At 66.0% G+C, this 12,436-nt stretch carries 12 protein-coding genes; 3 read left to right on the top strand and 9 right to left on the bottom strand.

All coding sequences use genetic code 11. The annotated features are described in order from the left end of the window. Nucleotides 1-83: 83 nt before the first annotated feature. Entirely contained in the window at nt 84-290 is a 207-nt protein-coding gene (locus EV699_RS12385; RefSeq protein WP_132543155.1) for a type II toxin-antitoxin system HicB family antitoxin, read from the bottom strand. A gap of 178 nt (nt 291-468) precedes the next feature. Next, nucleotides 469-1,464, bottom strand: a complete 996-nt coding sequence (locus EV699_RS12380; protein WP_132543153.1) for an AraC family transcriptional regulator — start codon at nt 1,462-1,464, stop codon at nt 469-471. Between the two features lie 168 nt (nt 1,465-1,632). Here EV699_RS12380 and EV699_RS12375 point away from each other — a divergent pair, with 168 nt between their 5' ends. After that, entirely contained in the window at nt 1,633-2,694 is a 1,062-nt protein-coding gene (locus EV699_RS12375) for a class I SAM-dependent methyltransferase (RefSeq protein WP_132543151.1), read from the top strand. A gap of 43 nt (nt 2,695-2,737) precedes the next feature. On the opposite strand, the gene EV699_RS12370 is transcribed toward EV699_RS12375, so the two are convergent. After that, the gene (locus EV699_RS12370) at nt 2,738-3,295 is read right to left on the bottom strand and encodes a cysteine hydrolase family protein (protein ID WP_279389408.1); all 558 of its coding nucleotides are present in this window, start codon (nt 3,293-3,295) and stop codon (nt 2,738-2,740) included. A 324-nt stretch (nt 3,296-3,619) separates the two neighbouring features. Here EV699_RS12370 and EV699_RS12365 point away from each other — a divergent pair, with 324 nt between their 5' ends. After that, complete coding sequence (locus tag EV699_RS12365) at nt 3,620-4,861, top strand: hypothetical protein (RefSeq protein ID WP_132543147.1); 1,242 nt, start codon at nt 3,620-3,622, stop codon at nt 4,859-4,861. A 236-nt stretch (nt 4,862-5,097) separates the two neighbouring features. After that, nucleotides 5,098-6,291: a M23 family metallopeptidase gene (locus tag EV699_RS12360; RefSeq protein WP_132543145.1), complete on the top strand. Its 1,194-nt coding sequence runs from the start codon at nt 5,098-5,100 to the stop codon at nt 6,289-6,291. A gap of 90 nt (nt 6,292-6,381) precedes the next feature. Here EV699_RS12360 and EV699_RS12355 read toward each other — a convergent pair whose 3' ends face one another. The 6 genes from EV699_RS12355 to EV699_RS12330 form a co-directional block, all read right to left on the bottom strand. Continuing rightward, nucleotides 6,382-6,849, bottom strand: a complete 468-nt coding sequence (locus tag EV699_RS12355) for a hypothetical protein (RefSeq protein ID WP_132543143.1) — start codon at nt 6,847-6,849, stop codon at nt 6,382-6,384. 31 nt (nt 6,850-6,880) lie between these two features. Next, the gene (locus EV699_RS12350) at nt 6,881-8,092 is read right to left on the bottom strand and encodes a hypothetical protein (protein ID WP_132543141.1); all 1,212 of its coding nucleotides are present in this window, start codon (nt 8,090-8,092) and stop codon (nt 6,881-6,883) included. Continuing rightward, nucleotides 8,064-9,122, bottom strand: coding sequence for a nucleoid-associated protein (locus tag EV699_RS12345; RefSeq protein WP_132543139.1), 1,059 nt, complete (start codon nt 9,120-9,122; stop codon nt 8,064-8,066). Before EV699_RS12345 ends, EV699_RS12350 begins: the two co-directional genes overlap by 29 nt. A gap of 861 nt (nt 9,123-9,983) precedes the next feature. Further along, complete coding sequence (locus EV699_RS12340) at nt 9,984-10,487, bottom strand: hypothetical protein (RefSeq protein ID WP_132543137.1); 504 nt, start codon at nt 10,485-10,487, stop codon at nt 9,984-9,986. A 17-nt stretch (nt 10,488-10,504) separates the two neighbouring features. Beyond that, entirely contained in the window at nt 10,505-11,368 is an 864-nt protein-coding gene (locus EV699_RS12335; protein WP_132543135.1) for an alpha/beta fold hydrolase, read from the bottom strand. A 20-nt stretch (nt 11,369-11,388) separates the two neighbouring features. After that, entirely contained in the window at nt 11,389-12,210 is an 822-nt protein-coding gene (locus EV699_RS12330; RefSeq protein ID WP_132543133.1) for an alpha/beta fold hydrolase, read from the bottom strand. Nucleotides 12,211-12,436: the final 226 nt, after the last annotated feature.

Below are 12,436 nucleotides of genomic sequence, written 5' to 3'. Positions count from 1 at the left end.
TCGGTTTATGCCGCAACACCATCGTCAGTAGAAACTGCGGCCTGCAGCAGAAAGCCAGCCAATGCGCCGACTTTCAGTGCATTTTAGGCATCCTCATAAATCGAAAAGATCGTCACCACAGGATGACCGTGAACGGAAAGCGGAAACTCGGCAATGTAGAGCGCCGTGGCTTCCCGCAGGTTGGCGACGGCCTCCTCCACCGTTTCACCCTGTGTGGTCGTTCCCGTTTCCGGGTTGAGCGCGATGTAACCGCCTTCTTCAGCGGGCGTCAGTACGGCGGTTAGTTCCATGTCGGCTTCTGAAAAGGTTCGTTCACGCTACTGTGTGGCGCAGTGTGGGCATTTTGTCGTCTGACACCCGTGTATCAAATACAACGCCAGCCTGCAGTTCCTCCATCTGTGCGTTCCTGGTCCTCCTCCTCAGAAGATCGTGAACACGTTCTAAAACACTACAGAATAAATTTGCGCCTCAAGCATCAGCCGGAGCTTCACTGACGGATACCACCCCCTCGCGCGAACTGCGCCGATAGCGCGCGGGCGGGAGGGCGAAGCGGCGTTTGAAGGCGCGGTTGAAGGCGGCTTCGGAGTCGTAGCCGACCTCGGCGGCGATCTGCAGCACGCTGCGGCTCGTGGTGCGCAGCGCGTCGGCGGCGAGTTCCAGGCGCCAGTCGGCGAGGTAGCCCATCGGGCCCTGCCCGAAATGGCGTGCGAAGCGTTCGGCGAGGCTGGAGCGGGACAGGCCGGCTTCCCTGGCGAGTGCGTCGAGCGTCCAGGGGTGCGCGGGGCGCCGGTGCAGGGCGGTGAGCGCGCGGCCGATGGCGGGGTCCGCCGCGCCCGCGAGCCAGCCGGCGTTGCCGGGCGGCAGTTGCAGCAGGTAGCGGCGCAGGCTTTCCACGAACAGCACTTCGGCGAGTCGCGCGCCGACGGTCTGGCTGCCCGGCCGGCCTTCGGCGAGCTGCCCGACGGCGTGGCGGATCATCTCCTCCAGCACGCGCCCGTACGGGTCCTGGCGCACGTTCACCCGCACCACGCGCGGCAGGCCGGCGATCAGCGGCTGGATCAGGCGCCCCTCGCACGCGAGGTAGCCGCAGATCAGCCGCGTTTCCTCCCCGTCGCCGCTGCCGATGTGCGACAGCTTCACGTCGCCGCTGAGCAGCGCGGCCATCGAGCTTTCGCCGTCGATCGTCTCGCCGCCCAGGCCGTTGCCCATGTAGTGCGCATCACCGTGCGGCAGCATGGCGATGTCCCCGGCCACCAGCGGCGTGGTCTCGCCGCCCACGCGCACGTAGCCGCGCCCCTGCGCGATGAAATGGAACTCGATGACGTGGCTGGCGTTCGGCGCCACGTAGTGACCCAGGCGATGCGCCGGCGGCGAGCGCACGCACCACGGCGCCGAGCACCGGGCGTTGAAGAACATCGCGCCGCTGAGCCGCACGGTCCGCAGCAGTTCGGAGAGGGCATCCATGCCGACAAGGATTTTGCCGGCCGGCCGCCCGGTCAAGCGTTTCGGCCTGTCGATCAGGCCGCGGTGACGAACCGGCCGCCGGAGCAAATACGGCGGCCGGCCGGCAAAGTGCGGGGGCACGCGCCTGAACAGAATGGGGGCTCCCGCAACCCTCACCGGAGCCTCTCCATGAACACCATCGACGAGAACAAGCTCAACCAGTTGCTCGGCCGCACCATCGTCGACTTCGGCGCGGTCTCGATCGCCCCGCTCGTGCTGCTGGGCGACCGGCTGGGGCTGTACCGCGCGCTGGCGCAGCACGGCCCGCTGACCTCGGCCGAACTCGCGACGCACACCGACACCCACGAGCGCTACGTGCGCGAATGGCTCAATGCGCAGGCGGCCTCCGGCTACGTGCACTACCTGGCGGACAGCGGCCGTTACGCGCTGACGCCGGAGCAGGCGCTGGTGTTCGCCGACGAGGACAGCCCGGCCTTCATCGTCGGCGCCTTCCAGACCGCGCTGGCGGCCGGGCGCATCGGGCAGCGCCTGGAAAACGCCTTCCGCACCGGCGAAGGCATCGGCTGGCACGAGCACGACCACGAACTGTTCCACGGCGTGGAACGCTTCTTCCGCTCGTCGTACATCGACAGCCTCACGAGCCAGTGGATCCCGGCGCTCGACGGCGTGGAGGCCCGGCTGCACGCCGGCGCCCGCGTGGCCGACATCGGCTGCGGCCACGGCGCCTCGACGATCCTGATGGCGCAGGCCTACCCGGCGTCGGAGTTCATCGGCTTCGACTACCACGCCGAGTCGGTCGCCGCGGCGACGGAACGCGCGCGGCAGGCGGGGGTCGCAGACCGCTGCCGTTTCGAAGTCGCCAGCGCCAAGGACTACCCCGGCCGCGACTACGACCTGGTGACGATCTTCGACGCCCTGCACGACATGGGCGACCCGGTGGGCGCCTCGCGCCACGTGCTGGGCACGCTGGCGCCGGACGGCGCCTGGATGATCGTCGAGCCCTACGCCGGTGACCGCGTCGAGGAAAACCTCAACCCGGTGGGCCGCGCCTACTACGCCGGCTCGACGATGATCTGCACGCCCTGCTCGCTCGCGCAGGAAGTCGGCCTGGCCCTCGGCGCGCAGGCCGGCGAGGCGCGCATGCGTGCCGTCGTCACCGGCGCCGGCTTCCAGCGCTTCCGCCGCGCGACGCACACGCCGTTCAACCTGGTGTTCGAGGCGCGGCCCTGACGCACACGTGCCGGGGCTGGACGGGCGGCTTCCGCCCGGCGGATTACGCCGCGCCGCCCGCCTCGGCCAGGTGCTCCACGACCCGCACGCCATGCGCACGCAATGACCGCTGCGCGAGCCAGAGCTTCCAGCGGGCATCGGTCGCGATGGCCTCCAGCGGAACCGACACGGCATAGCCGAGCGCCCGGGCGCCGAGGGCCGTGGCCCGCACGCAGCCCTCGGCGAACACGCCGACGATGCAGACCCGCGTGACCGATTCCGACTGCAGGAACGCGTGCAGCTCGGGGTTCGAGAACGCATCGCCCTGCGCCTTCGAAAAGACCGCCAGCCCGCGCGGCAGCTGGATGCGCGGATCGATCGCGGCGCCCGCGCTGCCGGCGACGGCCGCATGGTTGCGGAAGCGGTTGCGCACGCGCTGCGACCGCGGAAACGCGTTGACGATGGCCACCGGCAGCGCGCCGGGTAACGCGCGACCGGCGAGCACCGCGTTCGCCGCCACGATCACGCGCGCCGCCCCCGGCGCATCGACCGGCATGCGGCCCTGTGCCGTGTCGAGGAAATCCACCTGCAGATCCATCAGGAGAACGGCGGTATCCGGCATCGATGGGTGGCCCGAAGCGTGAGGTGAAGGCTGCAGACGCGCGCAGCCCGCAGAGCGCCATGCAGCACCCGCGGCCGATGCCCGCTGCGGTGGCGCGGCAGGCCGCAGCATCGCCGCCGCCGTTGCGGACGGCAAGCCGTGCAGGTGCCCGCGCCGCACCGTGCGCCGGGCCGACGAACCCCGGACGCATTGACGGCCATCAGCCGGCCCGCGCGCGTTCGCCCCGCCCGCGCGGCCGTCGCTACCTATCATGTTTCCAAACCCACCCCGGTCACGGCGAGGGCGCGACGGGGATGGCCACCGCGCCGACGCAGCAGGTGAAGCATGGGCAGCAGCCGACACGCGGCAGGGGGCACGACCTCCCGCACGCCCCCTTCCGGGGACGACATCGTCCGGGATGCGCAGGATTTTTCGCTGATCCTCGGCGGCCCGCTGTTCCAGTTGCTGCGCCGGGCGCACCTGTCCGACGACGCGCTGATGATGGTGCGCCAGCGCGTGGTGTTCATCTCGCTGTTCGCGTGGCTGCCGCTGCTGCTGCTGTCGACGCTGGAACGGTACCTGTCGGGTCAGCCCGTCGCGGTGCCGTTCGTGCTCGACATCGAAGTCCACGTGCGCTTCCTGGTGGCGGTGCCGCTGCTGATCGTCGCCGAACTCGTCGTGCACCAGCGCCTGCGCCCGATCGCCGGAGCCTTCCTGGAGCGGCGCCTGATTCCCGAAGCCGAGCTGCCACGCTTCGACGCGGCGCTCCGCTCGGCGTTCCGGCTGCGCAACTCGGTGTTCGCCGAGCTGCTGCTGATCGTGCTGGTGTACGGGTTCGGCGTCCTGGTCGTCTGGCGCCAGTACACCGCGCTGCACGCCGCAACCTGGTACGCGACGCCCTCGCCCACGGGGTCGACGCTCTCGCTCGCGGGGGTCTGGTACGGCTACGTGAGCCTGCCGATCTTCCAGTTCCTGCTGATCCGCTGGTATTTCCGCCTGTTCATCTGGGCACGCTTGCTCTGGCAGGTGTCGCGCATCCGCCTGAGCCTGCTGCCGGTGCACCCGGACCGCCTCGGCGGGCTGGGCTTCCTGTCGAACACGGTCTACGCCTTCGCGGTGCTCGTCGCGGCCCACGGCGTCATGCTCGCCGGCCAGCTCGCCAACCGGATCTTCTTCCTCGGCGCCACCCTGCCCGACTTCAAGGTCGAAATCGCGGTGATGGTGATCTTCCTGCTGTGCCTGGTGTTCGGCCCGCTGCTGGTGTTCGCCCCGCAGCTCGCACAGGCCAAGCGCGAGGGCCTGCGCGAGTACGGCACGCTGGCCGGGCACTACGCGCGCGCGTTCGACGCCAAATGGCTGCGCGGTGGCGCCCCCGGCGACGAGCCCCTGCTGGGCAGCGCCGACATCCAGTCGCTCGCCGATCTGGGTAACAGCTACGAGATCGTGCAGGGCATGCGCGTCGTGCCCATCACCACCGATGCCCTGGCGCGGCTGGCGGCCGCCATCCTCGCGCCGATCGTGCCGCTCGCCCTGACGATGATGCCGCTGGAAGAACTGCTGAAGCGGCTGTTCGGCCTGCTGTTCTAGGCGCCGCGCGTGGGCGGCCCGGCGCGCGCAGCGGGCGTGCCACGCGACGTCCGCCCGTGCCCGCCGCCGCCCGGTTGCGGCTGGCGGCGCGGCTCACGCCCACGCCACGGCCACGACCCGCGCCACCGGCGACTACGCTCTGCCCTTGTGCCTTCCGGCCCCGCGCCGCGCGTCGCGCGGGCGAACGGCAGGAGACGCCGCAACCGCCACGGCCGACCAGAAACGAGACGAGCACCATGAAGACCCTGCCATCCCTGTGCGCCCTGCTGATCGGCCTCGCCACCTGCGCCGGCAGCGCTGCGGCCGATCGCTCCGGCGCGGACGCGGCCTGCGACGCGACCGGCGACACGGCCCGCTACACCCCGCTCACCGCCCGCGTGGCGGACGCGCCGGTCCCGGTGGCCGGCTCCGATGGCCGGCTGCACGTGGTCTACGAACTGGATCTGGTGAACGCCACCGGCGACCGCGCCACCCTCAGCCGGCTGGACGTGTTCGACGCCGACACCCGTGCCGTCGTCGCCACCCTCGACGCGGCGGAGCTCGGCCGGCGGCTGGTGGTGCGCGAGCGGAACGCCGCGGCCGGCACGCTGGGCGCGGCGCAGGCGGGCATCGTCTACCTGCACCTCATGTTCGACCGCGCCGATGCGCTGCCGGGACGGCTCGCGCACGCGCTGGCGGGCACCGTCGGCGCGGCAGCGCTGGCCGAAACGGCGGGCTGCGTCCGGGTGGCGCCGCAGACCGCGCTGGTGTTCGATGCGCCGCTGCGCGGACCGCGCTACATCGCCGGCGACGGCTGCTGCGACGCGGTGCGCCACGTGCGCGCGACGCTGCCGATGAACGGCCGCTTCGTCACCGCGCAGCGCTTCGCGATCGACTGGGAGCAGCTCGACGAGCAGGGGCGCATCTTCGTCGGCGACCCCAAGGCCACCGGAAGCTACGTCATCTACGGCAAGCCCGTGTACGCGGTGGCCGATGCGAGCGTGGCAGCCGCGGTGGACGGCCTGGACGACTCGCCGCCCGGCCAGCTTCCGCCGGGCCTCCCACTCGAACAGGCGGACGGCAACCACGTCGTGCTGGACCTGGGCGACGGCCGCTACGCGCTCTACGCGCACCTCAAGCCCCGCTCGGTGCAGGTGAGCCAGGGCCAGCGCGTGCACCGCGGGCAGCTCCTCGGCCACGTCGGCAGCTCGGGCAACTCCTCCGAGCCGCACCTGCATTTCCAGATCACCGACGGCCCCTCGCCGCTGGCCTCGAACGGCCTGCCGTACCGGCTGCGCAGCTTCTCGGCGACCCGTCGCGGCACCTCGACGGAGGCCTTCGACCAGGCCATCGTCGACCAGCAGCCGATCGCGACCGAGCCGGTGGCGGGCGCCGCGCAGCGCGAACAAGTGCTTCCGCTCGACCTGTGGATCGTCGACTTCCCCGAGTAGCGCGGCCGCTCGGGCGAAGACGTGCTGTGAGAACGCGACGTCCGGCTCCAGCCTCTCCCAGGTGCGGAGCGCCCGCCGGTTGCGGGTGTTTCAATGGACCACGTCCTTCGGATACGCCGTCTGGATATGCAAGGGCGCCCAGGATTCAGGCGGAGCCAATTTGTCGACGAGAACGAAGACCGCACTGACGAGCACGTGCGTCAGGTAGTGCTGCGGACCTTGAGTGGGAACCCAGTTGTTGCCAATTTTGGCCATCGGGTTCCGGACGACATTCGCTTTTATCTTGCCGAACGTTGCCGTCAGTTGTACGACGATCGAACAGGTGTGGACGTTGTGGGCATTGAGCGTTGCGAGTTCCTGCTGCCCCAGTGTGTCGTGCAGCGCCTCCTCCACCGCCAGCACCAGATCCTTGCGACTGGCAAAGGTCGAATCCTGGCGGATGTGGCGCCGATCGAAAGGGTCTTCACGCTGTTCGGTGTGCTGGCTGATCGCATGACCGGGATGGGCCTTCGCGGCAGGGGCCGAAGGGCGTAGCCGACGTTCGCTGAGGTACAGCATCTGGTGAATCTCTTCACGCGTGAAGGTAGGGTCATATCCCACTGTGCTCCATACAGGCCAAAGCATCATGCAGCCAATTTCCTGCAGTGCCCGCGACCATGAATATCTGCTCAATTAAGCGAATGAGAAATGCCGGCCATTGCGCATTAATAACGATCAGAATCGTGATAATCAAAACAAGCACCACTGCCCCACGGATTCCACTCAGCACAGCCTTCTGGTGCTTCACTCTCTCACTTAGCTCAGAGAATCGCGGCAAAAGCTTTTCCGAAATATCGACGGGTTGCTCTTCAATTTTTCCCTGTCGAAGATGAATCTCCTTGTCAATCGCGGTGACCGAACTGACTTGATTGCGAATTAGCTTCCACATGATCCAGACAAAGATCGAAACGCCCACGACCGTAGCAATGTTCGCTGCGAGATTGTCCACTTTCACATTTGCGCCAACGAGCAGCATGGCTGCAGGGATCGCGAGCAATTGGTTCTGAATATCTGAGAATGTTTTGTTGAGTCTGAGCATGTCCTCGAGGTTCTGCTTGTCGACCTCCGATCGAAGTTTCTCAAAAGAGAAGTCGGTGGTGTACAAGGTGTACGCGCTACGGACTCTCTCGGCAAAGTCCTTGAATTTCTGCAGCACATCTGAAAAACGGACTACCAGTTGACCCTTGAATATCTCGAGCAGGGCGTTGCGAATGATGGTGCGCTTCTGATCTCGATGGTGATCGGATTCGAAATAATTCTGCGCAAATTCATCAAGACCATTCAGCGAACACAGGTCGTTCGCTGAATACTCGCACCGCAATTCTACCTTTGATTCGAAGGTTTTGATGAAGTAGAGTGAATGTTCCTTGTTGGCTACATGGTCCGCAGAACGATTGAAAAGTTGCCACAGCCGTACTGCGCCAAGGTACTGTGCGATGACTTCAGGAACTGAAGCACTACGACCATGAGTATAGTTTAGATCACGGACGGTGAAAAGTTGCGGCGCGCTCCTGCGCCTCGCACCATTGACTAATTCGGCCATGGATTCAAAAACGCCTACCGCTACAGGGTTGAACTCGATCGTCCGACGATCGGCGTCACAATGACCTTTCAGTCTCTCAGGAAGTGCGCCGACGACCTCGTCAAAGTTAAGGTCGTTCGGCAGCACGCCCTGCCAGTGATTCCCCGCATTTTCAGACCGCTCCAGCTTCTCGAAAAGCCAGAGCGCCCAATCATGCGGCAGCGTCGGGATCTGGTGCATTTTCTTCGATGATACTCTTCAATTCATCACTAGGAGAGGTCAAGATCAGAGCGTTAATGTCAGGGTCGTACTTAACCCGTTCCGCCAGCACATCGGCTACGTCGAAGGCCACCGAGACGGAACCCATTTTCCCAGTGATTCGCTTCAACCCGATATAGGACTTCCGATGCGGAGCGAAGCGATCATTAAGGTTGTACGAATCGGGGCCGACCTTTTCCCGAACAAAGGTCAGGAAATCGTCCGGTGCATCTGGATGAATTGCAGCCGCAACGGTGGAGAGCGGCACGTCGATCTTGGATTGCTCGAAACATGCAACGAGGCGCGCTCGCATGTCTTGATGCGCCTGCTTCTTCTCAGCAGACGTCGCCCACTCCTGTGCCTCAATAAAGTCCTTCGCTGCTTGAATCACCTTTTCCGTGTGGTGCTTGGAGTCGGTGAAGTTTGTGCAAGCCAGCGCATCACGAAAGTAGTCGCTCACCGGTGCGGATTTTGCGCGCCCCTTGATGAACGTAAGATGCGGCTGCTCGTTTGCCCGCCACCGGGTCAAATTTACCCGCGCGGCCTCGTTCAGATGCGCGAGATCAATGTTCAAGGTGGCCTTGAGATCAAGTGTCTCTGCGTCAACTCCAGCTCCCTCCTTGAGCTTGAGCATGGCGACTAGCAGGAAGTCTTGCACATCCACTTGATAGCGAAGAAACAGCGCGTATCCTCCATTGGACAGAAACGCAGTACGCATTTCAGTGGCAATGCATTCAACGGATGCGTCGGTGAACGGCATGAAGGCAAGATTACCCTCGACATATTCACTCAGCGCCAATGGCCATTTGTGATCATTGGGGTCAATGCCCAGCGTGCCGTTGCTGTTGGCGACCTGACCATACATGTTAATCAGATCCGTGCAAAGCTGCTGTAGAACTTCATCGTTTGGCAACACCGTTGTTCGCGGTTTCACCGCGACGCTCTCGTCCCCCTGTGTCTTTTCCTTTTTGATAAGTTGGTGGATGGTTGCCTCAGTGATTGCGATGGGCATGGTTCTCCTCTCATTACTTTCTCAGCCTCATTTTCGCTAGGTCGGTGCGGTCCGCACAAATGTGCGATTGCCACCTAGCTCCCCCTACCTAGGTGATGCTACCGCAGTACAGCCTCAAGCTGGTCGGGGCCCCACTTCCGAAGGATAATGGAAGCGTGTGTCATAACTTGACTGCGAAACGGTCGCGCGGCCTGGTGAGGCTCGGAACTTACAGCACTGATCGATTGATTTCGCCACAGCGGACTATTATCACCTGATTCGACAAGCCTTCATGGAGGTGGTCACTATTATGTCCACGTATTCCAACGACCTGCGACGCAAAGTGCTGACGGCGTATCTGCACCAAGAGGGTTCGAAACGGGCGCTGGCCAGACGCTTTGCCGTGAGCCTCCGTTTTGTCCGTGATCTGCTCAAGCGCTACCGTGTCCCCCTTTTATTTGTGATCAACTCTTAGCGTATGCTCCCATGCTCTGTTGCCAGTTCCTTTGCTAATGTAAAAAAGCTGGTCAATGGAGTGACGAGGATCTTTAAGTGTATGTAATAAAGGTTCATTATATTCGACTATCAAATCACATTATAGTATAAATAATCTATCGATCGCATAAACACTTCAGTGGTTGCAGCAGACTCTCGGAAAAGTAGCGGCCACCAAGCCACTCGACAAGGTGACATGCAGTTCCTCGCTTACGTGTGCAAACTACGTACACACGCGCTCATCCCGTCATCGCTACAACCAGCAAGGCAGTCAGTACCAATCCCGGGTTCACCGTCCTTCAGGTTCTTTCCCGACCGGGAAACGCCTGCAGGCCCCCCCTCCTCCCCGCCCTCGCCCATCGCAGGGTGCCGACCTCCGCGGCGGCGTCACCGGCGTAGCGGCGGCGTGCCCGCGGCCGCGCGCAGGCGGCGGACCTGCGCGTAGGCGCCGACCGTGAACAGCACGAGCAGCACGGCGGCGAGTGCCTGCAGGCCCGGGGCCTCGGGGCTGGCGAACACCGGTGCCGCCGGCGGCAGGCGGGTGAGGGTTTCGGTGAAGCCGGGGATCAGGTGGAAGAAGAGCGTCGCCGAGTAGGCGACGGTCTCGACGTAGGGCGAAGCGCGCCCGAAGCCGCGGCCGCGTTCCGCCAGGGCCGCGACCGCCAGCACCACCAGCGTCAGGATCCCCAGCGCGTGCGGCTTGCCGAAGCCGCCGTGCTGGAAGATGCCGAAGCCGGTGACGCAGGTGATGACCGTGGTGACGACGTAGAGCCGGCCGAGGGGGCGGCGCGGCGAGATGCCGTGGTCGCGCACGAGGAGGATCAGCCCGGCGACGACCGCGATCAGGCTGATCGCGGTGTGCAGCAGACCGAGCGGTGTCAATCCGAACATGGCAGGTCTCCCCTCGATCACGCGGTCGTGCGCACGAAGGTCGCGATGTGCGCGGCGCAGGCTTCGGGGTGCTCGTGCTGCGGCCCGTGCCCGGCCCGCGGGAAGGTGAGGAGCTGCAGCGTCGGCAGTTGCTGGTTCAGCGCGTACCAGTTCTCGACCGGGAAGATGATGTCGTGGTCGCCGCCCACGTGCAGGAGCGGGATGTCGGTGACCTTGAGCGCTTCGAGCAGCGCATCGGCCGGGAACAGCGGGCTCTTCGGCCGGGTGCCGAGGATGGATGCCGCCCAGTCGGCCGGAACCGGCACGCTGCGCGCCTCGGTGCGCTGCGCGATGCGCTCGGCCGAGCGGCGCGCCGCCTCGCGGCTGCGCGCCGAGCGCGGCTCGAAGAACAGGATCACTTCGTGCTCGAAGCCGTAATCCGGGATCGCGGCGGTGTCGTAGAAGAGCTGCTCCGCCGGCTTGACGTTCGGGCCCGGCGGCGTGGTGCCGATCAGCACCGCGTGGCTGACCTTCTGCGGGTACAGCGCCACCACCACCTGCGCGGCCATCCCGCCGACCGACCAGCCGCCGATCACCGCGCCCTGCAGGTCGAGTGCGTCGATCAGGTCCCGGGCGTCCTCGGCCAGGGCGAAGGGGTCGTAGGTCTTCTCCCCGGTGGACAGGCCGAGCCCGCGGTAGTCGAAGGTGATCACCCGGAAGTCATTCGCCGCCAGCGCGTCGAGGAAGGCCGGATCCCAGGCGTCGAGGTTGCCGCGGAAGCGGTTGCACAGCACGATGGGCTTGCCGGCCCCGATCGAGCGATAGGCGAGCCGGCGGTTGCCGACGTCGACGAAGCGGTTCGGCGCGTGGAGCGCGCCGGTGGCGGATTCTGCGGTCTTCATGGCATCAGTCCCTCGTCGTTTCAGCGCTGGAAGAAGGCGAGCAGGTCGGCGTTGACCTCGTCCTTCTGCGTCGAGCAGAGACCGTGCGAGCCGCCGGGGTAGACCTTCAGTTCGGCGTTGCGCACCAGCCTGGCGGCCTGGTAGGCCGAGGCGCCGATCGGGACGATCTGGTCGTCGTCGCCGTGCAGCAGCAGCGTGGGCACGTCGATGCGCTTGAGGTCCTCGGTGAAGTCGGTTTCCGAGAACGCCCTGATGCAGTCCAGCGCGCTCTTGAAGCCGGCCTGCATGCCCTGGCGCCAGAAGCTGTAGCGCAGCCCCTCGGAGAGCGTCGCGCCGGGCCGGTTGCCGCCGTAGAACGGCGTCGGCAGGTCCATGAAGAACTGCGAGCGGTCGCCCAGCACGCTGGCGCGGATGCCGTCGAACACCTCCAGCGGCAGCCCCTCGGGGTTGGCGTCGGTGCGCAGCATCAGCGGCGGCACGGCGCCGATCAGCACCGCCATGGCCACGCGCCGGGTGCCGTGGCGGCCGATGTAGCGGGCCACCTCGCCGCCGCCGGTGGAGTGGCCGACGTGGATGACGTTCTTCAGGTTCAGGCTCTCGACCAGCGTGGCGAGGTCGTCGGCGTAGGTGTCCATGTCGTTGCCGTCCCACGGCTGGCTGGAGCGCCCGTGGCCGCGGCGGTCATGGGCGATGCAGCGGTAGCCGCGGGCGGCGAGGAACACCATCTGGTCCTCCCAGGCATCGGCGGTGAGGGGCCAGCCGTGGCTGAACACCACCGGCTGCCCCGAGCCCCAGTCCTTGAAGTAGATCTGCGTGCCGTCCTTCGTCGTGATCGTGCTCATCGGAAGTCCTCGCATGACATGCCGTCGTCCGGCGGCGCGCGCCGCCGGGGGGATCGCAGGGGGATCGGGTCCGGGCGGCGGGCGTGCCGGGGGGCTGGCACGAGGCCGCGGGAACCGCTTCGCCATCGGCGCGCCCCGGACCGGGAAGGCCGTCGCGGGCGGGGGTCGGCGTCGATGCTCACAGGCTGCGCGGTGTGCGCGTCCGGCGTTTGTCGCGCCGCGCCCG

This window comes from Plasticicumulans lactativorans, from assembly GCF_004341245.1.
GTDB lineage: Bacteria > Pseudomonadota > Gammaproteobacteria > Competibacterales > Competibacteraceae > Plasticicumulans_A > Plasticicumulans_A lactativorans.
This window is presented reverse-complemented; position numbering and strand designations above follow the sequence as displayed.